The sequence below is a fragment of the Dyella halodurans genome, from assembly GCF_026283925.1.
GTDB lineage: Bacteria > Pseudomonadota > Gammaproteobacteria > Xanthomonadales > Rhodanobacteraceae > Dyella > Dyella halodurans.
Window position 1 is genome coordinate 87,576 of record NZ_JAPDPF010000003.1, and the last position, 23,481, is coordinate 111,056.

Here is a 23,481-nt window from a genome sequence, read left to right on the forward strand (position 1 = left end):
GCGGGTCGTGGGATTATGGTGAACGTTTTCCTACCCAGGAGTATCGCCCCATGCGGCACTATCGTTGGATTCTCACGGCTGCAGCCCTGACCAGCACCTGCGCCCTGGCTGCCGCCCCCGCCGCACCCCCGGCGGTGCAGGCGCCCGCACGCAACCCCAGCGGCATCGATCTGGCCGGCATCGACCATAGCGTCAAGCCGGGCGACGACTTCGACAACTTCGCCAACGGCAACTGGAAGAAGACCGCAGTAATTCCGGCCGACCGCTCGAGCACGGGCATCTTCCTGCAAGTGTTCCAGAAGGCTGAACAGCGCACCGCCGACCTGATCCGCGACACCGCCAAGGGCAACCCGGCGGCGGGCAGCAACGAGCGCAAGATCGCCGACTACTACGCCGCCTTCATGGATGAGGCCACCATCGAGAAGCGTGGCCTCACGCCGCTGCAGCCCCAGCTGAAGCAGATCGACGCCATCCACAACCAGGCCGATCTCGCCCGCGTACTGGGCGGCGGCCTGCGCGCCGACGTGGACCCGGTCAACGCAACCAACTTCCACACCGAAAACCTGTTTGGCCTGTTCGTCTCGCACGGCCTGGTGGATGCCAATCGCAACATCCCCTACCTGCTGCAAGGCGGCCTGGGCATGCCCACGCGCGACTACTACCTGTCCGACGACAAGGCGATGGTGGGTACCCGCGACAAGTACCAGGCGTATATCGCCGCCTTGCTCAAGCAGGCCGGCGTGGCCGATGCGGACGCCAAGGCCAAGTCCATCCTCGCGCTGGAAACCAAGATCGCCAAGGCGCATGCGGACATCGTCGACAGCCAGGACGTGCACAAGGCGAATAACCCGTGGCCTGCGGCGTCGTTCAGCCAGAAGGCACCGGGCCTGGACTGGGCCACCTACTTCAAGGCCGCCGGCCTGGAACAGGCAACGGTAGTCAACGCATGGCAGCCGCAAGCCATCCAGGGACTGTCCGCCCTGGTGGCCAGCGAGCCGCTGCAGACCTGGAAGGACTACCTCACCTTCCATGCCCTCAATGAAAGCGCGAGCCTGCTGCCCAAGGCCTATGCCGACCTCAGCTTCGGCTTCTACGGCCAGACCCTGCAGGGCACGCCCAAGCAGCGTGATCGGTGGAAGCGCGGCGTGGCCAGCACCAATGTCGCACTCGGCGATGCGGTGGGCCAGATCTATGTGAAGAAGTACTTCCCGGCCTCGTCGAAGCAGGAAGTCGAACAGATGGTGAAGAACATCCTCGCCGCGTTCGACGAGCGCGTGGATCACCTCGACTGGATGACGCCCGCCACGCGCCAGAAGGCCAAGGCCAAGCTGGCCGCCATCAAGGTCAGCGTCGGCTACCCGGACACCTGGCGTGACTACGGCACGCTGGAGATCCACGCCGATGACGCCCTGGGCAACCAGCAGCGCGCCGAAAAGTTCGAGTACCAGCACCAGCTGGCCAAGCTCGGCCAGCCGGTCGATCGCAACGAATGGTGGATGACGCCGCAGACGGTGAACGCGGTGAACCTGCCGCTGCAGAATGCACTGAACTTCCCGGCAGCAATCCTCGAATCCCCGTTCTTCGATCCCAAGGTGGACGCGGCCGCGAACTACGGCTCGATCGGCGCGGTGATCGGCCACGAGATCAGCCACAGCTTCGACAATCTCGGCGCCGAGTTCGACGCCCAGGGCAACCTCGCCAACTGGTGGACGCCGGAAGACCTGGCCCACTTCAAGGCGGCGGGCCAGCAGCTGGTGAAGCAGTTCAATGCGTACGAAGCCTTGCCGGGCCTGCATATCAACGGCCAGCAGACGCTGGGCGAGAACATCGCCGACCTGTCCGGCCTGACCATTGCCTATGCCGCCTACCAGAAGTCGCTCGGCGGCAAGCCCGCAGCGGTGGTCGATGGCCTCACCGGCGACCAGCGCTTCTTCCTCGCCTTCGCCCAATCCTGGCGCGAAAAGGTGCGCGACGAAGCGATGCGCCAGCGCGTGATCGGCAACGAACACGCACCCGGCCGTTTCCGCGCGCAGACCGTGCGCAATATCGATGCGTGGTACGACGCGTTCGAGCCCAAGCCCGGCCAGACGCTGTACCTGGCGCCGCAGGATCGCGTGCGCATCTGGTAAGGCATCGACGCAAGTCGAAACAGAGAGCCGCGCCCTCGCGGGGCGCGGCTTTTTTACTGAAGGCTAAGCGCGGCGCAACGGCTCAGAGGTTCTTCGTCATGAAGACGCTATACGGATCTTCGACGTAATCGGCGAACGGGCCGCAAAGCTCGAAACCGAACCGTGCATATAACTCGCGCGCCGGCGCGAATGCGGCCGGCGCTCCCGTTTCCAAGCTTAGCCGCTGGTAGCCGCGTCGCTGCGCCTCGCCGAGGATGTGTTGCAGCATGGCCGCCGCCACGCCCTGGCGGCGGTAATGCATCGATGTACGCATCGACTTGATCTCGCCATGCGCCACACCCAGCTGCTTGATTGCGCCGCACCCCATCAGCTCACCGTGCTGCCACAGCGTCCAGAACGTGATTTCCGGTCGGCGCAAAGCATCGAGATCGAGCGCATGGATGCTTTCCGGTGGCGAGTGCAGCGCCATGTCACGCAAATGCTCGTGCAACAAGGCGGCAATCTCGGGCCCGCGCAAATCATCGATGCGTATGTCGAAAGCCGTGGACGTGGGAGCGCCTTCCTGCATGTCATCGATACCCGTAGCTGCCCTAGCCGATACCCAGGCCGTCGATGCCGATGATGTCCTGACTATCGAAGCCCGCCCATTCGGCGAAGCGCCGGCCACGTTCGGCATAGTCATGAAACTGGTCGAAGCTGGGTGCGCCAGGCGAGAGCAGCACGGTGCCGCCTGCGGGCGTGAGTGCCTTGGCACGCGTCACGGCGGTGGCAAGTTCACCCACTTCTTCGATCGTGGTCTTTACGCCGGCCTCCCGCAGCGCCCGGGCGATGCGGGGGCCGTTGGCGCCTTGCGCAACGATGGCGTGCGGCGCGCGGGTCTGCATGGCCACGCAGAACTCGGACCAGTCGAGGCCCCGATCATGGCCGCCGACGATGACCGTGATGTTGTGCCCATCGAGGCTGGCGAGTGCTGCCAGCGTCGCCTGCGGCGTGGTGCTGATGGAGTCGTTGATCCATGCAAGGCCGTCACACTCGCCCAAGGGCTGCAGGCGGTGCGGCAGCGGCCGGAACGCGGCCAGCGATTCCGCGGCGGCCACGGCGTCGAAACCCATCGCTTCCAGCGCAGCGAGCGCGGCGCAGGCATTCAACGCATTGTGCTCGCCCGGGGCGCGCAGCCTCGCAATGTCGAAAACCTGTTGCGTGCCGCGACAAATAAAACCACCGCGCACATGCCATCCCGCCGCATCACCGAACACCATGCGGTTCGGATGTTGCGCCGTACGTTCCAGCAGGAACGGCTGGGTGGCATTGACCAGCAACTGCCGGGAGACATCGGCCAGCTTGAGCTTGTCGTCGATATAGCGCTCACGCGAGCCGTGCCAGTCGAGGTGTTCCTCGTACAGGCTGGTGACCACGCCAAGCTCGACCGGGCCGGCTTCGCCGGTCTGGAAACTCGACAGCTCGATCGCCCACAGCTCGGCGGACTGATCCAGCAGCTCCAGCATCGGCAGGCCGATATTGCCGGCGAGCGCCGTGCGTACGCCGAGCGAACGTGCCAGATGCGCGATCAGCGCCGTGGTCGTGCTCTTGCCCTTGGTGCCGGTAATGGCAATCACGCGCGACGCGGCATGCTCCGCGAACCACAAGGCCGTACCTGAAGTGATACGGATACCCGCCTCGGCCGCGGCCAACAGTGCTGGTTTGTAGGCGGAGACGCCGGGTGACTTCACCACCACGTCGAACGAGGCCAGCGCAATCGCATCCGGTTCGTTGCCGTGCACGAGCAGGGACGCATCGAAGGCCGTGGCAGCCGATACTTCCGGCTCGCTGCAGTACAGCGTGAGGGACAGTTGCGGTAAACGTTCCCGAATCGCCGAGATGGCGGCACGCCCTTCGCGACCAAAGCCCCAGATCGCCACGCGCTGGCCGGCGAGGTCGGCAATGCGCAAGGGCGTCCGCTGTTGCTTCACGCGAAGATCGCCAAGGCAGGCAGCAAGCGTGCCGGAATGCGGTGTTCGCCCGACGCCTGCAGCCAGGGCTCTAGCGCCAGCTCGCTCGCATCCAGCTGCGGCAGGATCTCGTTGCGGAAACGATTGACCAGGGCGTCTTCCTGCCACTCCGGGCGCTGGCTCAAGGCGAACATCGCCGCGCGCGCCTCGGCGCCCTCGCCCACGCACTCGAACGGCTTGTGGTCCTGGTATTCCAGCAGCGCGTCGAAGCCGGCCGCGAGATTCTCGTCGTCCAGCAGATTGCGGCCAAAGATCGACAACAGGCGCGGCTTGGCCAGGAACGGCGCCAGCGCCAGGAACACGAAATGGCACTTCGGGCACTGACCGCACCAACGGTCGGCCGGCTTGGGACCGAGCAGCTTGAAGTTGCGGTTGCAGCTGGAGAACGCATCGAAGTACGGCGTGAGCTTGGCAAACGCACGCGTCACGGCCAGCTCCGAATACGGACGCAGCAGCGAGCAATAAGTGAGGTCGGCAGCCACGTGCTGGTGCAGCCAGTCGCCCAGCAGCTGTTCAAACACGTAGCCCTTGCTCCACTGGTGGTTCACCAGCTGGCCTTCGTATTCCAGCGTCGCCGCGGACGCCGAGCGTTCGTTGGCGAACGCGATGCTGTCGTAGCCGTAGAGCAGCGCCGCCACGGCCAGGATCGCGGAATTCACCGCCGTCACCGGAATATGCCCGTTCCATGCGCCAAGGCGGTTGAGCTCGAACAGGCCCGGCGCCAGCTCGCGCTGGATATTGAGCATGGGCAAACCGGTGCGCTCGGCGCAGGCGGCGATCAGCGGCGAATTGCCCACCCACACCGCCGTCGCCTCACCACCGATGGACTTGATCGCTTCCACTGCCACCAACGAGTCCTTGCCGCCACCGATCGGCACCAGGGTGCGTTGCGGCAAGTTCAACGCCTTGGCCGCCGGTTGTGCCGCGGCGCCACGCGGAAACGCGATGCGTCCACGCAGATCCAGCCCGTTGCGGTAAGCGAACTCGGCCAGGCCATGCAGATACAGCGCATCGAGCAGGTCCGCCGTGGCGTCATCCAGCGGGCCACCGGCGACCTCGATGCGCGGCGGCACCCCGGCCTTGTAATAGCTCACGCCGGCAATCAGGTGCAGCATGCGCAGCGCCGCATCGAACGCCGCCTGATGGCTGGCCGGCAAGGCCGGCGCCTGCGGGAAGCGCACGCGCTCGATCAGTTCCTCGCCATGGTCAAAGGCATACACCAGCTCGGCCACGCCATCGGCATAGCTGCAGCGCACGAAGCGAAATACCTGGGTCAGGCGGGGTTGGATGTTGGTTGTCACGCTCAAGTCTCCGCGGGCATTACTCCCTCTCCCCTTCGGGGAGAGGGTTGGGGTGAGGGGCCGGGCTTGCCAATGCCTCCATGATCACCTCAAGTACGCTGTCCAAATTCTTCAAGACATCATTGTTCCAGAAACGCAGCACGCGGTAGCCCATGTTTTGGAGTTTTCGCGTGCGCGCCTCGTCATAAGCCACTTGTTCGCCATGTTGCCCGCCGTCCAGTTCCACAATCAGCGCTGCATCCGGGCAGACGAAATCCACGATGTATTGATCGATCTCGTTCTGGCGGCGGAACTTCCAGCCTTGCAGGTGCCGGTTGCGCAGGCGGTACCAGAGCACTTGCTCGGCATCGGTTTGCCCCGCTCGCAGCCCTCGAGCCCGATCCACGTTCAGACGCTTCATCCTTGAAGGCCCTCCGTTGCCAGTCTTTCGCGAGCACCCGCCCCTCACCCCGGCCCTCTCCCCGGAGGGGAGAGGGAGAAGTGGGGTCTTACTCGATGATGATTTCCTCGGCCTCATCGCGCAGGTTATACGGCGACGACATCACCTTGCCGTATGCGCCCGCCTGGGCGATCAGCATCACGTCGCCCTCTTCCGGTTCGGGCAGGCGACGGTCGGTGCCGAGCACGTCGCCGCTTTCGCAGATCGGGCCTACCACCTGGAACAGCGAGGTGGCAGGCTCGCCGAGCCGGGTGAGGTTGACGATTTCGTGCCAGGCTTCGTACAGCGCCGGGCGGATCAGGCTGTTCATGCCGGTGTCCACGCCGAGGTAGCGCACCGTGCCATGGCCCTTGCCCTTGGTCTGGGTGACCTTGGTCAACAGCACACCCGCATCGGCCACCAGGTAACGGCCGGGTTCCATCCACAGCTTGTAGTGCGGATAGGCCGCCTTTACCTCGCGCAGGACGCGATCGAGTGCGGCGATATCCAGTCGCGCCTCGCCCGGATGCGACGGCACGCCAAGGCCACCGCCGATATCCAGGAAGGTGACGCTGCCGATGCGCTCGGCCAGGCTGGCCAGCTGGCCATAGACCTCGCCCCAGTGCGTGTCGTCGAGAATGCCCGAGCCCAGGTGGGCATGCAGGCCGCGCACGATGACGCCGTGCGTATCGGCCAGGCGCAGGAACGCGTCGACCTGTTCTACCGGCAAACCGAACTTGCTGCCGCTGCCGCCCGTGCGCACCTTTTCGTGATGACCCAGGCCACGGCCCAGGTCGATACGCAGCACGACCTCGCGGCCACGGAACAGCTCACCCCACTGCTCGAGCTGATACAGCGAGTCGAGCGAGAGCGTGGCCCGCGTGGTCAGCGCCCAGGCGTAATCCTCGCGCGGCGCGAAGTTGGGGGTGAACAGCAGCGGCGCCGTCTCGGGCACCACCGCCATCACCGCCTTCAATTCACCCGGCGAGACGCATTCAAAGCCGAAACCTTCCTCCGCCAGCGCCCTGAGGATGGCCGGATGGGTGTTTGCCTTCACCGCATAGTGCAGGCGATCGACCGCTGCCAGCGTTTTCAGGTCGCGCGCCTGCTGGCGCACGGTAGGGAGGTGGTAGACATAGCGCGGCGTCGCCTCGGCACCGAGTTTCAGCAGCGCGTCGCGGCGGTCCGTACGCCACCAGGCCGCGGCGGGCGGCAATACTTCGCCGCTGCCATACAAGGCCTGCCAGCTGGGGCCGAACAAGGCGCTGTCGTCGGTGCGCAATGCGCCGGCCGTGATCAGCAACTCGTGCAGATGCGGCAAGAGTTCGTCCACCACGTTCTCGTCCACCACGAAGGTGAGATTGAGGTTGTTGGAGGACTGCGAAATCATGTGCACGCGCAGCTGGCCGAATTCCGCCAGCACGCCGGACAGCGTGTGCAGCATGGAGCGCATGCCGCGGCCGACCAGGGTAATCGCCGCACACGGCGCGATCACCTTGACCCGGCAGACCTTGGCCAGATCGCTGGCGAGCGCGGCGAGCGCGTCGGAGTCGAGCAAGTTCTCGGTCGGGTCGAGCGATACGGTGACGTTGGTCTCGGCCGAACCGATCAGGTCCACCGACAGGCCATGCTGCTTGAACTGCGCGAACACGTCGGCAAGAAAGCCGACCTGCTGCCACATGCCCACCGACTCCATCGAGACCAGGGTGATGCCCTTGCGTGCGCTGATCGCCTTGACGCTGGGTGCGTGCTCGCGCACTTCGGGACCAATCAGCGTGCCTTCCAGCTCCGGACGATTGGTGTCCTTGATCAGCAGCGGCACGCGCGGCTCGCGCAGCGGCGACAGGCAGCGCGGATGCAGCACCTTGGCGCCGGTGGAGGCGATTTCCTGGGCCTCCTCGTAATCGAGGCGCTGCAGCAGACGTGCACTCGGCACCTGGCGCGGATTGGCGGTGAACATGCCGGCCACGTCGGTCCAGATCTCTACCCGCTGCGCCTTCAGCAGCGCGCCGAAGTACGAGGCCGAGGTATCCGAACCACCCCGCCCGAGTAGGACCGTACGGCCCTGCGCTTCGCGGGCGATAAAGCCTTGGGTGATGAACACCTCGCCCAGCTGTGCCAGGCGCGCGTTCAAGGCGGGCTCGGGCTTGGCCTCGACCATGGCCGACAGCAGCTTGGTGCGCTCGTTCTGGTTCGGCAGCGCGACCGCGGCAAGGCAGTCGCGTGCATCGAGCCACTGCGTGGGCAAGCCGCTATGGCTGAGGAAGGCTGAGCCGAGCGCGCTCGACATCAACTCGCCATGCCCCTGCACCAGGGCGGCCCAGGCCAGCTCACCGAGTGCCGCGGGGCCGTCCTCCGCCAGCGACGCGAGTTCGGCCAGACGTGCGCCGAGCGTGTCCGGAACCGCCAGCTGCATGTGATCGAGCAGCTCGTAATGACGCTGTGCGATCGCCTTGGCAGCCTCGATGCGTTTGCCCTTGTCTTCCTGTGCGCACAGTTGTTTGAGTGCGTCGGTGATGCCGGAGAGTGCCGAAACGACCACCAGCACGCGTGCGCCTTCGGCGCGACGGCTGGCGACCAGCTCCAGAATGTTCTGCCAGCGCGGCAGGGTGGCGACACTGGTGCCGCCAAACTTCATCACGATCCAGGATGCGTCGGCAGGAAGCGACGCGGGGGCATTCGAGGTCACGGTTCTCTCAGTTGGGTTGCGGGAAAAATATTCGATCAGTGTTGCGCCGCAGCAGGCGGAATGCAATGGGAGGACGCCTACGGGCGTTTGGATGGCTAAATGCGGGGCCTACAGCTCCCTCTCCCCTTTGGGGAGAGGGTTGGGGTGAGGGGTCGGGCTGGCCTCGGTCGCGTTCAGGCGAGAGCTCGTTCTAGAGAGGCTTTCGCGAGCACCCTCCCCTCACCTCGGTCCTCTCCCCGAAGGGGAGAGGAAGCAGAGCGTCAGGCCACCACCACCGGAATCTTGCCAATGCGCGCCTGCCATTCCTTCGGCCCGGTCTGGTGGACCGAGGTGCCGGCCGAATCCACGGCCACGGTCACCGGCATGTCCTGCACCTCGAACTCGTAGATCGCTTCCATGCCGAGGTCGGCGAAGCCGACCACGCGGGACGCCTTGATCGCCTTGGACACGAGGTAGGCCGCGCCGCCCACCGCCATCAGGTACACCGACTGGTGCTGCTTGATGGCCTCGATGGCGGCCGGGCCGCGCTCGGCCTTGCCGACCATGCCGAGCAGGCCGGTCTGCGCCAGCACCTGTTCGGTGAACTTGTCCATGCGCGTGGCCGTGGTCGGGCCGGCCGGGCCCACTACTTCGTCGCGCACCGGATCGACCGGGCCCACGTAGTAGATGAAGCGGCCCTTGAAATCGACCGGCAGCGGCTCGCCCTTGTTGAGCATGTCGACCATGCGCTTGTGCGCGGCGTCGCGGCCGGTGAGCAGCTTGCCGTTGAGCAGCAGCACTTCGCCCGGCTTCCAGCTGGCGACTTCGTCGCGGGTCACCGTATCGAGGTTCACGCGGCGGCCCTTGCTAGAGTCGTAGGTGAGCTGCGGCCAGTCCTTCAGCGACGGCGGGTCGAGCATCACCGGGCCGGAGCCGTCCAGCGTGAAATGCGCATGGCGGGTGGCGGCGCAGTTCGGGATCAAGGCCACCGGCAGGTTGGCGGCGTGGGTCGGATAGTCCTTCACCTTGATGTCGAGCACGGTGGTGAGGCCACCCAGGCCCTGCGCGCCGATGCCCAGTGCATTGACCTTCTCGTACAGCTCCAGGCGCAGTTCCTCGGCGCGATTGCTGGGGCCGCGCGCGATCAGGTCCTGGATGTCGATCGGCTCCATCAGCGCTTCCTTGGCCAGCAGCATCGCCTTCTCGGCGGTGCCGCCGATGCCGATGCCGAGCATGCCCGGCGGGCACCAGCCGGCGCCCATGGTCGGCACGGTCTTGATCACCCAGTCGACGATGGAGTCGGACGGATTGAGCATGGCGAATTTCGACTTCGCTTCCGAACCGCCGCCCTTGGCCGCGACGATCACGTCGACGGTGTCGCCCGGCACGATCGAGACGTTGATCACCGCCGGCGTGTTGTCCTTGGTATTCGTGCGCTTGCCGGCCGGGTCGGCCAGCACGCTGGCGCGCAGCTTGTTGTCCGGGTCGTTATAGGCGCGGCGCACGCCCTCGTTGACCATGTCTTCCAGCGACAGGGTGGCGTCCCAGCGCACATTCATGCCGACCTTGAGGAAGACGGTGACGATGCCGGTGTCCTGGCACAACGGGCGATGGCCCTCGGCGGCCATGCGCGAATTGATCAGGATCTGCGCCATCGCGTCTTTCGCGGCCGGCGACTCTTCGCGCTCGTAGGCGGCGGCGAGGTTGGTGATGTAGTCGACGGGATGGTAGTAGCTGATGTACTGCAGGGCGTCGGCGACGGACTGGATCAAATCGTCTTGCTTGATGGTGGTCATGGCGAGCTTCGACTCCGGGGAATACCGCGTCGAAAACGGCCGTTGACGACGCACAAGCCCACTATTGTGCCGCAAAGTGATCGATCGGCCGAACGCGCCCGGCGCGGCTGGGCAAGGCGGCCCAGGGGCCCAGGCATTCCTCGGCCGAACGATATAGGCGCAATATTTTGCGCGGCACTTTTCAACCCCGACGCGGATTTGGCAATTTTTTACGAAATTTCAGCTACTTCCAAGGCCCATGCAATGGGCGTAGGTTCGGGTGGCCGGCGCGGTTGATCTTCCAGGGGACGCCCCGGCTGTTGGGGAACGCGATGACAAACCACGACCAGCCGGGCGGTGGAGCATCACATCCGTGATACCGCAGCGCCGCTCAGCGGGACCGTTTTTACCCTTGGAGAACGCACATGCTCAAGAACTTGCATCGCAAGTCGCTAGCGGCCTCGCTGGCGCTGCTGCTCGGTGGCTTCACCATGGCATCCTTCGCCGCCGGCGCTTCGTCGGCTGCTGACCTTGGGGCCAGCAACACCAATCAGAAGGTCAATGTCACGCTGGTGCTGGGACTGCACAATCAGGCGGCGCTGGAAAGCTATATCTACAGCACGGTCACGCAAGGCAACCCCTCTTATCACCGCTTCCTCACCACCGACCAGTTCGCGGATCGCTACGGCGCCACCGCCGATGAAATCTCCAAGGTGCAAGCCTTCATCAAGCAGCAGGGGCTGACCCAGGTCCAGCTGTTGCCGAATCATCTGGCGATCCAGGTGAGCGGCACGATCGGCCAGTTCAACAAGGCGTTCCAGACATCCGTGCACGATTATCGCGCCAGTGATGGCTCGACCTTCCATCGCCCGAGCACGGCGCTGACGGTGCCAGCCGCGCTTTCCGGCACCCTGGTGCTGACTTCGGGCCTGAACAGCGAGCCACATTTCCGCTCCCACCGCGTAAGCGCGTTAGAGCCAGCGCCGGCCAGCAGCCATGCCAATGCGCTGGCCAAGAGCGCCACCGCCGCGCCGGCCACCACGCCCTGTACGGGCAACCCGACGGCGACCTGTACACCCGGCGAATTCACCGTGGGTGATGTCGCCAACCGTTACAACGTCAATCCACTGTACAAGGCCGGCATCAACGGCAAGGGTTCGACCATCGGCATCGCCACGCTGGCGGACTTCGTGGTTGCCGATGCGTATACCTACTGGAGCGATATCGGCCTGGCGGTGAAGCCGAATCGCATCACGAAGTTCGCGGTCGACGGCGGTGGCCCGCTGAGCGGACCCGATGGCTCCGGCGAGACTTCGCTTGACGTCGAGCAGTCCGGCGGCCTGGCGCCGTGGGCCGATATCGTCGTCTACCACGCACCGAACACCGATGCCGGCTTCTTCGATGTGTTCAACCAGGCCGTGTCCGACAACAAGGTCGACAGCCTGTCGGTCAGCTGGGGCGAGCCCGAGGTCCTCTACATCCTGCAACTGGACGCCAATGTCGCCTACATGCAGGCCCTGCACCAGGTATTCCTGGAAGCGGCTGTACAAGGCATCACGATGTTCGCCACCTCGGGCGACTCCGGCGCGTTCGACACCGTGTCGTTTTTTGGCGGCTTGCCCTCCGACCCTGTGCCGCCACCGCTCACCGCGGACTCCCCGGGAGCCGATCCCTTCATCACCACGGCGGGCGGCACCACCGTGCCCTTCACTTATAGCTTCCGCAGTGGCCCAACGGCGTCGATCACCAAGGAAAGCGTCTGGGGCTGGGACTACATCGCGAACTACTTCCAGACCAATCTCGGCATCAATTTCCTTTATCGGGTTTTCTCAACCGGTAGCGGTGGCGGCGTGAGCGTGTTCTGGCCAACGCCGCTGTACCAGCAGTTCACCTCGGGCATCCGCAAGACCGAGAAGAACCAGACCTTGTCCCTCCCCGATAACGGCATCAATTACACGCTGCCAGCCAACTTCCGCGGCCGCAACGTGCCCGACCTCTCGTTGAATGCCGACCCTGAAACCGGCTACAGCTTCGTTTCCTCGACGGACGGCCCGGGCTTGCTGACGTTCGAAGGCGGCACCAGTTTCGTGGCGCCCCAGCTCAACGGCATCGCCGCCCTGCTGCGACAGTCGACGCATGGCCGCACCGGCTTCTGGAACCCGCAGATCTATCCGCTGCAGAATATCTTTGGTTATGGCCCGTTCTCGGCCTTCAACGATATCAAGGCGGGTGACAACTGGTTCTACCAGGGTGTCACGGGTTACGAGCCGGGAGCAGGTATCGGCACGCTCAACGCCACCAACTTGGCCCTGTTCCTCAGCGTGTTCTAAGCGGGCCTTGAGCAAGACCTGGCGGAAGCCGGTGCCGCAAGGTGCCGGCTTCCGCTTTTTTCCTTTCCGCGTGACCGGGGCTTGCTGAGGCCGGACTCAACCGCCATGCTCGCTGGCACCTCTCAGCGTGCAAGGTTCCATGAGCGATTCATCGACGTCCGGTGGTTACGTTCGCCGCCTCCGCCCATGGGACGCGGCCATGATCGTGGTCGGCGGCATCATCGGCGGCGGCATCTTCCTCAACCCATACGTCGTGGCGATGCGCACCTCGTCGGGCTTGTCGCTGCTGCTCATGTGGGTGGGCGCGGGCCTGCTCACCCTGATCGGTGCGCTCTGCTATGCCGAACTGGGCGCGCGCCGCCCCCATGCGGGCGGCAGCTACGTGTACCTGCGCGAGGCCTTCGGGCCGCTGGCCGGCTTTCTGTTCGGCTGGAGCATGCTGCTGGTGATCTATTCGGGATCAACGGCCGCGGTGGCCACGATCTTTGCCAGCTACGCGGCGGCCCTGTTCGGCCTGCCCGCCAGTGCCACCACCAGCCTGGCCATCGGCGCCCTGGTTTTCGTGGCGCTGATCAACCTGTTTGGCCTGCGCCTGGGCGCCCAGATCCAGAACGCATTCACCTTGCTCAAGTTGCTGGCGGTGGCTGTGCTGGTGGTATGCGGGCTGTTCCTGGCCGGCGTGAACGGCCATGGCATTCTGGCCACCGACCCGCAGACTGCGGACATGGGTTTCATGGGCGCGGCACTACCGGTGTTGTTCGCCTATTCCGGCTTCACCTATCTCAATAATCTGGCCGGCGAAGTCAGCGAGCCGCAACGCACCCTGCCCCGCGCCCTGTTGATCGGCATGTTGCTGGTAATCGCGGCCTATGCGCTGGTCAACCTGGCTTATCTCGCCGTGCTCGGCCACGCCGGCCTCGCCGCCAGCCGGGCGCCGGCAGCCGACGTCATGCAGCGCGTATTCGGCACCGCGGGCGCCAAACTGATCGCCGTGGGCGTGGCGATTTCCGCGCTGGGCTTCTGCAATATCACCCTGGTGGCCGGCGCCCGCGTGCTGCAGGTGATGGGCGAGGATGGCTTGTTTTTCCGCAGCGTGGCGCGGCTGCATCCCAAGCACCGTACGCCCAATGTTGCGCTCCTGCTGCTCTCGGGCTGGGCCATCGTGCTGGTGTGGTCCGGCAGCTATGGCCAGTTGCTGGATTACGCCACGTTTGGCGACTGGCTCGCCTGTGCGGTGGGCGTGGGCACCTTGTTCTGGTATCGCAAGCGTGAAGGCGCCCAGGCGAGCTTCCGCGTGCCTGGCTATCCCCTGCTGCCGCTGATCTTTATCGCCACGATCGGCCTGGTCATGGTGCAGAGCCTGCGCGCCAGCCCCATGAACACGGGCATCGGCCTGCTCATCATGGTCGCGGGCGTGCCGGTTTACCTGGTGTGGCGACGCCTGTTCAGCCGGGTCACCTCCTAAGCGCCGCGCTGCGATGCCACAATGTGCGGATAGAGAAGGAGAGTCTCACCGATGGCGCAAGTGCAAGACCCGATCCTGACGCCCCACCCGACCAATGCCATCGTGCCCGAGAAGGTGCGCGAAGGCATCGATCTGGAGATCAACGGCAGGACCTACCGTCATACCGGCGATGCGCAGATGCCGCTGCTTTGGTATCTACGCGACATCCTGCGGCTCACCGGCACCAAGTACAGCGGTGAACATGGCGAAGGCGGCCACGACCTGGTGCTGGTGGACGGCAAGCTGGCGTCAGCCACCCATGTTGCGGTCGCTGACGTGGCCGGCAAGCCGATCACCACGGTGGAAGGCCTCGCCGCTGCCGACGGCAAGCTGCATCCGCTGCAACAGGCCTTCGTGGACGAAGATGCGATCGGCTGTGGCTACTGCACGCCAGGCTGGCTGATGGCCTCGCTCGACCTGCTCAACCGTCATTCGCAACCCAGCGACAACGAGATCGACCAGTTGCCCAACCTTTGCCGCTGCGGCTGCCAGACGCGGGTGCGCCTGGCCATCAAGCGCGTCGCTTCCGCCGGGAGCCACGCATGATCGGCGACAACCATGACGGCGTTCGGCTGACGCGCCGCCGCTTCCTGCAGGTAGTCGCCGGCACGGCTGGCGCGCTCGTGGTCGGCATTCGCCTTGCCGATGCCACCGATGCACCGGTGCCGCCGGCCCTGCTCGGCGACACCTTGTACGGCCTTGGCCCATTCGTACGCATCGATACCGACGGCAACGTGATCATCGGCGCACGCGATCCGGACACTGGCACCGGCACCACCACGTCGCTGCCACGCATCATCGCCGATGAGCTCGACGCCGACTGGACGCGCGTCAGCGTGGTACCGCTAGGCCTTGGCGTCGAGGACGACAACGGCAAGCCGCGCTGGACCTATGGGCATCAGACCAGCGGACTCGGCAATTCGATTCCGGCCGCGTGGGGCGACCTGCGCGAAGTCGGCGCGCTCGCCCGCTGGCTGCTGCTGCAGGCCGCGGCGCGACGGCTCGGCGTGCCAGCCGACCGGCTGCGCTGTGAGGCCGGCAATGTCATCGCTCCCGATGGCCGTCGTTTCAGCTATGGCTCCCTGGCGGAGGCTGCGTCCAAGGTCACGCCGCCGACATCGCCGGTACCCTTGAAGACGCCGGATCGCTACACCTTGATCGGTCACCCTGCCGGCACCGTCGACGCGCGTGCCGTGGTCACCGGCGAGGCCATCTACACGCTCGACAGCTATGCCGGCGACATGTTGACCGCCGTGCTCAGCCATTGCCCCTGGCCTGACGGCAGCCTGGACCACCTGGACACTACCGACACCCTGGCGGTGACGGGCGTGGTCAAGGTCGTGCAGCTCAAGCCCGAGGCGGGCCAGCCGCCTGGTCACACGGTGCGCTCGCCGGCCGTGGCGGTGCTGGCCGACAGCACCTGGGCAGCGCTGCAGGGTCGCGCCAAGCTCAAGCTCCAGTGGAAGCCGGGCAGCCAGAGCGAAAGCAGTGCCTGGTTTGAACAACAGGCCGCCGATCTCGTCAACAACAAGGACGCGGCACCCACCACGCGCGTGCGCAACGATGGCGATGTCGACGCGGCCAGCAAGAAAGCCGCGCACCGCGTCGACGCGACCTATGTGCAGCCGTGGCTGGCCCACGCCACTTCCGAGCCGATGAATTGCGTGGTGCACATCGACAAGGACAGTGCGACGCTGGTGGTGCCGACCCAATCGCCGCAGGACGCATGGCACGTCGTGCAGCGGCTCACCGGCCTTTCGCCGGCGCAGATCCAGATCAGCGTGCCGCGTGTCGGCGGCGGTTATGGCCGCCGCTTCGATCACGACTACGTGGCCGAGGCGGTCATGCTGGCCAAGGCAGCGGAAAAGCCGGTCAAGCTGATGTGGACGCGCGAAGAGGACATGAGCCAGGATTTTTATCGCTCCGCCTGCGTGCACAAACTCAATGCCACGCTGGATGGCAAGCGCCAGATCGTCAGCTGGAACCAGCGCATGGCGAGTGCCTCGGCCTTTGCGCATCGTGGCGTGCCCGACAATCGCCTATGGACGTCCGAAGTGGATGCCCATCAGCTGCCTGCCGGACTCGTGCCCAACCTGCGCAGCGACTGGTACTCCCTGCCCTCGGCCATGCCTCGTGGCCTGGCCCGTGGCATGCCGCACGTGAGCAATGCGTTCGCGGTCGAAAGCTTCGTCGACGAGATTGCCCACAGCCTGAAGGAAGATCCGCTGGTGACGCGCCTGCGCCTGCTTGGCGTGCCGCGCCAGATCCCGCTGGAAGAAGGCCAGACGCTCGACACCGGTCGCCTGATCAATGTGCTGAAGCTGGTGGCCGATCGCATCGAGTGGAAGAACTGGCTGCGCACGGTCAATGGCCTGGGTATCGCCTGCTGGTATGTCGACGGCGCCTATGTCGCGCATGCCGTCGAAGCGTCCCTGCAGGGTGACCGCCTCAATATCGAGCGTGCCGTGTGCGCGGTCGATGTGGGTCGCGTGGTCAACCCGAAGGGTCTCGAAGGCCAGGTCGCCGGCGCCACGCTCGATGCGCTGTCCACCGCGCTCAACCTGTCGGTGACCTACAAGGACAGCCAGGTCCAACAGCGCAACTGGAAGGACTACCCGCTCGCCAGCATGGCGCAACTGCCGGACACGACCGAAGTGATCCTGGTACCCAGCGAACTTGAGCCGACGGGTGCCAGCTTCCTCGCCATGCCGACCGCGGCGCCCGCCCTCGCCAATGCCGTCTTCCGCGTGAGTGCGGTGCGCGTGCGCCGGTTGCCGTTGATGAAAGAACTGCTGCGCATGCTTTGACACGACAACGTGCCCGTCCGCTTGGACGGGCACGTGAGTGCGCCATCAGCGCACCTGCCTGGGGGCGCCGGCCCGGTCCCGACGGCCCGAGTCCCATAGGACACCTCACCCCGACCATCGCGCCGCATCGACGATTGACGTTACACAATGCCCCGCCGGCTGCTGAAGTGGCCCTCCGACGGGAGTCGATGTCATGAAACCGCTGCGCCTGTTGCTCACGCTTGCCAGCCTGGCGCTTTGCGCCTGTTCGACCGTGTCCGTCACCAATGAATGGAAGGACCCGGCCTGGTCAGGTCCGCCAGCATCCAGCGTGGTGGTCGTCGGCATCTCGAAAAGCGACCTGATACGACGCAAGTTCGAAGACACGTTCTCGCAACAGCTGCTGGCGGCGGGCCTGAAGGCCGTCCCCAGCTATACTCAGATACCTCCTGGCAACGGCGGAGCCGTCAAGCTAACTGACCTGGTTCGTTCCAGCGGCGCCGAGGTGGTCCTGGTCACGCGCATGCTGCGCGTTGAACAAAAGATCGATGTCACCCCGACCGGCCCCGCCTATGGCGGTTTCTATGGCTGGTACGGCGGCGCCTGGGCATCCACGGCGCAGGTGACGCAATACGATGTGGTCACGCTGGAAACCAGCGTCTGGGATGCCAAGACGCAGAAGCTCGTGTGGTCGGTCACCACCGAGGCGGTAAGTCAGGAAAAGATCGCCAAGGCGACGGAGGAGCTGGCGCAGGCGCTGATTCCGAAGCTGAGGACGGATGGGATCTTGCGCTGAGGCTTGCGGTTGGCGGTGTAATCACCGCCTAGGCGATGGCTCGTCACTCTAGCGACTGTCAACCGCCCAATGGCTGGTCAAGCCGGGGTGCCGAGCAAGCGAGATGCAAGCCGCCTGCTCCGGCTGGGCCAGGCAGCGAATCACTCCGTGGGACGCACCAACAGCGTCGTCCCATCCACGCCCACGACCTCGACCATGCTGCCCACGGGCAGATCCGGCCCACGGACCAACCACAGGCTATCGCCGACGCGCGCCTTGCCACGCCCATTGACGATCGCTTCGGCCAGGACGTAACGCTGCCCGATCTTCTGCTCGCCGCGGCGATTGAGCAAGGCATCGCCCGGTTCGTTGCGCATCAGCCTCGGGCGCAAGCCATACCAGTAGGCCGCGCAGGATAGAAACGCCAGCACCGCGAACACCAGTGCCTGGCCCAGCAGCGACAGGCCGGGTGCGACCAGCATGACCAGCCCGGTGACGCCCGCGGCGATGCCGATCCACAGCATGAAATACCCCGGCATGATCACTTCCAGCGCAATCAACACCAGCGCCAGAATCCACCACCAAAAGTGCAAGGCCACCTGTTCCACGTCGTCTCGTCTCCGGCCTGTGGATGCTTAGCCCACCGGCGGCGGCACGCGCCGGCCAGCCTGGCCCTGCAGCGGATTCTGCTGCTGGCTCAGCGATTCCTTGGCCAGCTCGGCAATGCCGGCGAGCGAACCGAGGATGCCGGTCGCCTCCATCGGCAGCAGCAACATCTTCTGGTTCGGCGAGTTCGCCATTTCCTTCAGCGCCTCGACGTATTTGTTCGCCACGAAGTAATTGAGCGCGTTGATATTGCCGTTGGCGATCGCTTCGGAAACCATCGCGGTCGCCTTGGCCTCGGCCTCGGCCGAACGCTCGCGCGCTTCGGCGGCGCGGAAGGCCGCTTCCCTTTCACCTTCGGCGGCCAGGATCACCGATTGCTTCTCGCCTTCGGCCTTGAGGATGGCCGCCTGGCGGAAGCCCTCGGCATCGAGGATATTGGCGCGTTTCTCGCGCTCGGCCTTCATCTGGCGGGCCATCGAATCGATCAGGTCACGCGGAGGCGCAATGTCCTTGATCTCGATGCGGTTGACCTTGACGCCCCAGGGATGGGTCGCCTCGTCGACTACCGACAGCAGCTTGGCATTGATGGCGTCACGCTGGCTGAGCGATTCGTCCAGGTCCATCGAGCCCAGCACGGTGCGGATATTGGTCATCACCAGGGCCAGCGCCGCCTGCTCCAGGTTGGCGACCTCGTAGGCGGCCTTGGCGGCGTCCAGCACCTGGTAGAACACCACGCCGTCCACCCGTACGACGGCGTTGTCCTTGGTGATGACGTCCTGCGACGGCACGTCCAGCACCTGCTCCATCATGTTCATCTTGCGGCCGATGCCGTACATGATGGGGATCAGGAAATGCAGGCCGGGAGTGAGCGTGCGCGTGTACATGCCGAAGCGCTCCACCGTCCACTCGTAGCCCTGCGGCACGATGCGCACCAGCTTGGCCAAGATGATCACGACGACGATGACTACCACCAACGCGAACAGCTGACCCATCGCCCTGCTCCTGCATCCATGAAAGATGCGCCGAGTATAGGTGAGCCGGCCCTCGGCGGTACGAGCGCTTACTTCGGCCCGAGTGGTAGCAGAAGGCTGACACGCAAGCCGCCTTCCTCACGATTCGCCAGGGCGATGCGCCCGCCATGCGCCTCCACGATCTCGCGCGCCAGCGCCAGGCCGAGACCGGTGCCGGAACGCTTGGTCGAATAGAACGGCAGCAAGGCCTGCGCCAGCACCGTCTCGCTCATGCCCGGGCCACGATCGGCCACTTCGATGCGCAGGTCGCGGGCAATCACCGTCAGCGACAGGCTGACTTCGTCATCCGCGCTACCGGATTCGTGGGCGTTCTTGATCAGGTTGATCAGCACCTGTTCGATCTGGCCTGCATCGAACCAGCCCGGCTGCTCGGGGATGTGGCCGCTCACCTTGAATTGGCAGTGCAGCGAAAGCGCTTCGAGAAACGCCTTCCACGCAATCGCCACCGGCTGTGGTGCCGGCAACTTGGCAAAGCTGGCATAGCCCGCGATGAAGCCATGCAGGTGGCGCGCGCGTTCGCCGATGGTGGCGAACACGCCGGGCAGGCGCGAGGTGTCGCCACGCCGCGCAAGCTCGGCGCCGGAATGCGCAAGCGAGGAAATCGGCGCCAGCGAGTTGTTCAACTCGTGGCTGATCACGCGGATCACGCGCTTCCAGGTCGCCACTTCCTGGCGCGACAACTCGCGCGTCATGCGGCGAAACAGCCGCAGTCGATGCGGCCGCCCCTGCAGGCGGAAACTGCGCTGCGACAAATGGAAGGTTTCCTCGCCACCGTCCATCTCCACGGTGAGCAAGGCGTCCTCGCCGCCATCAACGGCGCGGCGCAGGGCCTCGGGGCTATCGCTCAGGAGCTCGGCGAAGCTCAGGCCGTGCAGGGTGCGTCCTTCGTTGAACAGGTGGCGCGCCGCGATATTGGCGTAGGTGACGCGATCGCTGGCATCTGTCAGGACCAAGGCCACCGGCGTGTTCTGCACCACCGTATCCAGCAGCAACTCGCGCTGGGCCAGGTTCTGGCGCTGCTCGCGCAAGGTCTGGCCCAGCGCGTTGTGCATGCGGATCAGCTCGCCGAGTTCGTCGCGACGATCCGCGGCAATGGAGAAGCTGAAGTCGCCATCGCGATAACTCGCCACGGCGCCTTCCAGCGCACGCAGCAGCTTGGTGATCGGCGACATCACGCGGTGGCCCAGCCACAGCGCCAGCGGCAACAACAGGATGACCGAGATGATCAGGCCGCCATAGAAACTGAAATGCGCCGGTGCACCCAGGTCGATGCCGAGGTCGTTGTGCAGCCACACCAGCAACTGCGGCAGCGGCCATTGGGTGACGCCGGCATACACCAGCACGCCCGACAGGCCGGCCAGGCTCAGCAACAGCACCATGCGCGATTCCAGCGAACTCAAACCGCGCAGCATCGGGTGCTTCCTTGGCGGCGACTCGTCGTCAATGGCACGCGCCGCCCATCCCCATCGGCACGCAGTTCACATGGGGGCCGCGACCATTGTTGATGATCACGCGAATCGGCGACTGATCCGGCGGCGCGTTGTCCTTGGGATTCCGATCGCTGAACTTGAAGCGCCCGGCGGCACTGGCTGCGGTGCTTAGCGCATCGCGATAAGTGCCCGCGCTGGTGCTCGATGGCGCTGGCGCGTTCCAGCTGTCGCTGGCCTGGGTAACGGGCGGCTTGGCATTCTGCGCCACCGCCGCCATGGCGAGCACAGATGCCGCAAGAAACAGGACGCTGCGATATCGCATGGCAGGCTCCATCGGTAGCGATATCATCCTCGCCGGCGCCGTGGACGGCAATCACGATGGGTGACGCAACGCGCCAGTCAGGCCTGATCGACACCATCCCGGCTCAGGCCTGCGCCTGGGCCAGGCCGTAACGCTCCATGCGCCGGTACAGCGCCTGGCGCGACAGGCCGAGCGACTGGGCGGCACGGCTGACGACGCCGCCGGCCTTCTCCAGCGCCGCTTCCACCGACTCGCGACTGGGCTCGTCCAGATTGCGCACGGCGGTGGCCGCGACCTGCGGCAGATTCAGTTGTTCCGGCGTTATGCGGCCATCGCTGGCCAGCAGCGCCGCGCGCTCGATCGCGTTCTTCAGCTCGCGCACGTTGCCCGGCCAGGGATAGGACAGCAAGGCCTCACGCGCGGCATCGCCCAGTTCGGCGCGCCCATCGAGGAAATGCTCGGCCAGCGGCAGGATGTCATCCACGCGCTCTGAAAGCGGCGGCAGATTGACCTCGATGACATTGAGTCGGTAATAGAGATCTTCACGGAACGTACCGGCACGGATCATCGCCTTTAGATCGGCGTTGGTGGCGCTCAGTACACGCACCTTCACATGGCGGGTACGACCGGAACCGAGGCGCTCGAATTGTCCGGTTTCCAGCACACGCAGCAGCTTCACCTGCCCCGATAGCGGCAGGTTGCCGATTTCATCGAGGAACAAGGTGCCACCGTCGGCCAACTCGAAACGTCCCTCGCGGGCCTTGTTGGCGCCGGTATAGGCGCCGGCATCCGCGCCAAACAGTTCGGCTTCGATCAACTCGCCGGGCAAGGCGCCGCAGTTCACCGCAATGAAGGCGCCGCGCTTGGCCGCCGAATTGGCGTGCACGATGGCCGCAATGCGCTCCTTGCCGGCGCCGTTGGGGCCGGTGATCAGCACCGGCACATCCGAGCGCGCCACCTGGCAGGCCAGTTCCAGCGTGCGGGCCATCGCCTCGGAGGCGAACACCAGGCTGTCGAGATCGTAACGACGTTGCAGGTCCTCGCGGCGGCGGCGCCGTTCGTTGCGCGTGCGGTTCACCTCGCGGGTGGATTCGGACAGTTCCAGCAGGTTTTCCACCGTGGTGAGCAGCTTGGCGTCGTCCCACGGCTTGGCCAGATAATCCGAAGCACCGGCCTTGACCAGTTCCACCGCCGTCTCCAGATGTGTCCAGGCGGTGAGCAGGATCACCGGCAGGTCGGTATGGCGCTGGCGGATGGCCCGGAATAGCGCGATGCCCTCCTCGCCAGACGTGGTGTCGGCGGTGAAGTTCATATCCTGAATGACCACGTCGACGCGTTCGCTTTCCAGCATCGCCAGCCCCTGCTCGGGCGTCAGTGCGATCAGCGGACGGATTTCATGCAGGGAAAGCGCCAGCGACAGCGCTTCACCCACGGCCGGGTTGTCGTCAATGATCAGTACGGTTCGCATTCGTCTCTTGCACATGTAGACGTGGATGCAGCTCCACGCCAAAAGGTTGCCATCTTTCGCACGATCCGTCGCGGGTCAAGGGCGGCGGCCATCAAGCGCTCGGCGGAACGGGGGGAGCCGGGGGTGTCGGTGGAGCGGGTGGCGCGCTGGGCAGCAAGTCCTCGCGGGCCTGCGCGGACAAGGCCACCCCGTGCTCGACGCCATGGCGCCGTACCGTCAGCGGCATCGGCGACGTGCCGTGCTCGCGCAGGCGACTGAGCAAGGCCGCCACATCGTGTACGGGCTGGCCATCCGCCTCGATGATCACATCGCCCTGGGCCAGTCCCCACAGGGAGGCCGGGGTCAGCGCAGCCACGGTGACGCCGCCTTCGCTGGCGGTGACCAGATGCAGGCGCTGGCCATCGCTGCGCCAGCGCAGGCTGTTGTCGGATTGGTAGACGAAACGGCTGTGGCTTGCGGCGACCGGCGCTGCAGGGGCAGCGGGAGGCTGCGGTGCAACCGGCGGCTTGGGTGACGGCGCGGGCACCAGATCATGCGCCTGGGCCGCCAGCGTGACCGTGCGCTCGACGCCAGCCTGGCGCAGCTTGAGCGGCATCGGCGAGGCATCGTGTGCGCGCAGCGTGTTCAACAGCTCGGCCACGTCGTGAACCGGGTGGCCATCGGCTTCCACGATGATGTCGCCTTCGCTCAGTCCCCACAGCGAGGCGGGTGTGATGCCGGCCACTTGGACGCCACCGTCCTTGACCGTGGCCAAATGCAGATAGCGGCCCTCGCTATGCCAGCGCAAGGTGTTGTCGGAGCGGTAGGAAAACTCGGTAGCCGCCCAAGCAGTCGCCACGGGCGCCAGCAAGGCTGCGACCAACCACACTGTCTTGATCGATCGTTGCATCGCCTTTCCCCTTGGAAGAGTACGCGCCGCCTCATGCGGCGCGCACTTCAGTCTTACCGGA

18 protein-coding genes are annotated in these 23,481 nt (G+C 65.4%); 6 read left to right on the forward strand and 12 right to left on the reverse strand.

What is annotated here, in order from left to right; translation table 11 throughout:
- Window positions 1–50: 50 nt before the first annotated feature.
- Window positions 51–2,129 (forward strand): M13 family metallopeptidase, encoded by a 2,079-nt coding sequence (locus OUZ49_RS07200; RefSeq protein ID WP_266149547.1) that lies wholly within the window; start codon window positions 51–53, stop codon window positions 2,127–2,129.
- An 82-nt stretch (window positions 2,130–2,211) separates the two neighbouring features.
- Here the strand turns inward: OUZ49_RS07200 and OUZ49_RS07205 are convergent, their stop codons facing one another.
- The 6 genes from OUZ49_RS07205 to OUZ49_RS07230 all read right to left on the reverse strand — a co-directional run bounded on the left by OUZ49_RS07205 (window position 2,212) and on the right by OUZ49_RS07230 (window position 10,321).
- Complete coding sequence (locus tag OUZ49_RS07205; protein WP_266149549.1) at window positions 2,212–2,697, reverse strand: GNAT family N-acetyltransferase; 486 nt, start codon at window positions 2,695–2,697, stop codon at window positions 2,212–2,214.
- A gap of 22 nt (window positions 2,698–2,719) precedes the next feature.
- Window positions 2,720–4,078 (reverse strand): UDP-N-acetylmuramoyl-L-alanine--D-glutamate ligase, encoded by a 1,359-nt coding sequence (murD, locus tag OUZ49_RS07210; protein ID WP_266150034.1) that lies wholly within the window; start codon window positions 4,076–4,078, stop codon window positions 2,720–2,722.
- A gap of 17 nt (window positions 4,079–4,095) precedes the next feature.
- A complete protein-coding gene (gene murL / locus OUZ49_RS07215; RefSeq protein ID WP_266149551.1) occupies window positions 4,096–5,439 on the reverse strand; it encodes a UDP-N-acetyl-alpha-D-muramoyl-L-alanyl-L-glutamate epimerase in 1,344 nt (447 codons plus the stop codon).
- Window positions 5,440–5,458: 19 nt separating this feature from the next.
- On the reverse strand, window positions 5,459–5,839 hold the full coding sequence (locus OUZ49_RS07220; protein WP_266149553.1) for an endonuclease domain-containing protein: 381 nt from the start codon (window positions 5,837–5,839) through the stop codon (window positions 5,459–5,461).
- Between the two features lie 88 nt (window positions 5,840–5,927).
- Complete coding sequence (locus tag OUZ49_RS07225; RefSeq protein ID WP_266149554.1) at window positions 5,928–8,546, reverse strand: bifunctional aspartate kinase/diaminopimelate decarboxylase; 2,619 nt, start codon at window positions 8,544–8,546, stop codon at window positions 5,928–5,930.
- Window positions 8,547–8,806: 260 nt separating this feature from the next.
- Window positions 8,807–10,321, reverse strand: a complete 1,515-nt coding sequence (locus tag OUZ49_RS07230) for a fumarate hydratase (protein ID WP_266149556.1) — start codon at window positions 10,319–10,321, stop codon at window positions 8,807–8,809.
- A 404-nt stretch (window positions 10,322–10,725) separates the two neighbouring features.
- Between OUZ49_RS07230 and OUZ49_RS07235 the strand changes: the two genes are divergently transcribed.
- The 5 genes from OUZ49_RS07235 to OUZ49_RS07255 all read left to right on the forward strand — a co-directional run bounded on the left by OUZ49_RS07235 (window position 10,726) and on the right by OUZ49_RS07255 (window position 17,716).
- The gene (locus OUZ49_RS07235; RefSeq protein ID WP_266149557.1) at window positions 10,726–12,630 is read left to right on the forward strand and encodes a S53 family peptidase; all 1,905 of its coding nucleotides are present in this window, start codon (window positions 10,726–10,728) and stop codon (window positions 12,628–12,630) included.
- 139 nt (window positions 12,631–12,769) lie between these two features.
- Window positions 12,770–14,095, forward strand: coding sequence for an APC family permease (locus OUZ49_RS07240; protein WP_266149560.1), 1,326 nt, complete (start codon window positions 12,770–12,772; stop codon window positions 14,093–14,095).
- A 51-nt stretch (window positions 14,096–14,146) separates the two neighbouring features.
- On the forward strand, window positions 14,147–14,680 hold the full coding sequence (locus tag OUZ49_RS07245) for a (2Fe-2S)-binding protein (RefSeq protein ID WP_266149562.1): 534 nt from the start codon (window positions 14,147–14,149) through the stop codon (window positions 14,678–14,680).
- Complete coding sequence (locus OUZ49_RS07250) at window positions 14,677–16,941, forward strand: xanthine dehydrogenase family protein molybdopterin-binding subunit (RefSeq protein ID WP_266149564.1); 2,265 nt, start codon at window positions 14,677–14,679, stop codon at window positions 16,939–16,941. Before OUZ49_RS07245 ends, OUZ49_RS07250 begins: the two co-directional genes overlap by 4 nt.
- A gap of 193 nt (window positions 16,942–17,134) precedes the next feature.
- The gene (locus OUZ49_RS07255; protein WP_266149566.1) at window positions 17,135–17,716 is read left to right on the forward strand and encodes a DUF4136 domain-containing protein; all 582 of its coding nucleotides are present in this window, start codon (window positions 17,135–17,137) and stop codon (window positions 17,714–17,716) included.
- Between the two features lie 140 nt (window positions 17,717–17,856).
- Here the strand turns inward: OUZ49_RS07255 and OUZ49_RS07260 are convergent, their stop codons facing one another.
- The 6 genes from OUZ49_RS07260 to OUZ49_RS07285 form a co-directional block, all read right to left on the reverse strand.
- The gene (locus tag OUZ49_RS07260; RefSeq protein ID WP_266149598.1) at window positions 17,857–18,303 is read right to left on the reverse strand and encodes an NfeD family protein; all 447 of its coding nucleotides are present in this window, start codon (window positions 18,301–18,303) and stop codon (window positions 17,857–17,859) included.
- Between the two features lie 27 nt (window positions 18,304–18,330).
- A complete protein-coding gene (locus OUZ49_RS07265; RefSeq protein WP_266149600.1) occupies window positions 18,331–19,293 on the reverse strand; it encodes an SPFH domain-containing protein in 963 nt (320 codons plus the stop codon).
- Between the two features lie 68 nt (window positions 19,294–19,361).
- Window positions 19,362–20,744, reverse strand: coding sequence for a sensor histidine kinase (locus tag OUZ49_RS07270; protein ID WP_266149603.1), 1,383 nt, complete (start codon window positions 20,742–20,744; stop codon window positions 19,362–19,364).
- Window positions 20,745–20,772: 28 nt separating this feature from the next.
- The gene (locus tag OUZ49_RS07275) at window positions 20,773–21,084 is read right to left on the reverse strand and encodes a hypothetical protein (RefSeq protein WP_266149605.1); all 312 of its coding nucleotides are present in this window, start codon (window positions 21,082–21,084) and stop codon (window positions 20,773–20,775) included.
- Between the two features lie 103 nt (window positions 21,085–21,187).
- Window positions 21,188–22,531, reverse strand: a complete 1,344-nt coding sequence (locus OUZ49_RS07280) for a sigma-54-dependent transcriptional regulator (RefSeq protein ID WP_266149607.1) — start codon at window positions 22,529–22,531, stop codon at window positions 21,188–21,190.
- A 91-nt stretch (window positions 22,532–22,622) separates the two neighbouring features.
- Window positions 22,623–23,420 carry a PDZ domain-containing protein gene (locus OUZ49_RS07285; protein ID WP_266149609.1) on the reverse strand — a complete coding sequence of 266 codons (798 nt, stop codon included), beginning with the start codon at window positions 23,418–23,420 and terminating at the stop codon, window positions 22,623–22,625.
- Between the last annotated feature and the right edge of the window lie 61 nt (window positions 23,421–23,481).

What these genes read in the sequence shown, in the direction of transcription:
- OUZ49_RS07250 (WP_266149564.1), top strand. Translation starts at nt 14,677, where the DNA reads ATGATCGGCGACAACCATGACGGCGTTCGGCTGACGCGCCGCCGCTTC.
- OUZ49_RS07205 (WP_266149549.1), bottom strand. Translation starts at nt 2,697, where the DNA reads ATGCAGGAAGGCGCTCCCACGTCCACGGCTTTCGACATACGCATCGAT.
- OUZ49_RS07220 (WP_266149553.1), bottom strand. Translation starts at nt 5,839, where the DNA reads ATGAAGCGTCTGAACGTGGATCGGGCTCGAGGGCTGCGAGCGGGGCAA.
- OUZ49_RS07270 (WP_266149603.1), bottom strand. Translation starts at nt 20,744, where the DNA reads ATGCTGCGCGGTTTGAGTTCGCTGGAATCGCGCATGGTGCTGTTGCTG.
- OUZ49_RS07275 (WP_266149605.1), bottom strand. Translation starts at nt 21,084, where the DNA reads ATGCGATATCGCAGCGTCCTGTTTCTTGCGGCATCTGTGCTCGCCATG.
- OUZ49_RS07265 (WP_266149600.1), bottom strand. Translation starts at nt 19,293, where the DNA reads ATGGGTCAGCTGTTCGCGTTGGTGGTAGTCATCGTCGTCGTGATCATC.
- OUZ49_RS07230 (WP_266149556.1), bottom strand. Translation starts at nt 10,321, where the DNA reads ATGACCACCATCAAGCAAGACGATTTGATCCAGTCCGTCGCCGACGCC.
- OUZ49_RS07245 (WP_266149562.1), top strand. Translation starts at nt 14,147, where the DNA reads ATGGCGCAAGTGCAAGACCCGATCCTGACGCCCCACCCGACCAATGCC.
- OUZ49_RS07280 (WP_266149607.1), bottom strand. Translation starts at nt 22,531, where the DNA reads ATGCGAACCGTACTGATCATTGACGACAACCCGGCCGTGGGTGAAGCG.
- OUZ49_RS07255 (WP_266149566.1), top strand. Translation starts at nt 17,135, where the DNA reads ATGAAACCGCTGCGCCTGTTGCTCACGCTTGCCAGCCTGGCGCTTTGC.
- OUZ49_RS07235 (WP_266149557.1), top strand. Translation starts at nt 10,726, where the DNA reads ATGCTCAAGAACTTGCATCGCAAGTCGCTAGCGGCCTCGCTGGCGCTG.
- OUZ49_RS07240 (WP_266149560.1), top strand. Translation starts at nt 12,770, where the DNA reads ATGAGCGATTCATCGACGTCCGGTGGTTACGTTCGCCGCCTCCGCCCA.
- OUZ49_RS07200 (WP_266149547.1), top strand. Translation starts at nt 51, where the DNA reads ATGCGGCACTATCGTTGGATTCTCACGGCTGCAGCCCTGACCAGCACC.
- OUZ49_RS07285 (WP_266149609.1), bottom strand. Translation starts at nt 23,420, where the DNA reads ATGCAACGATCGATCAAGACAGTGTGGTTGGTCGCAGCCTTGCTGGCG.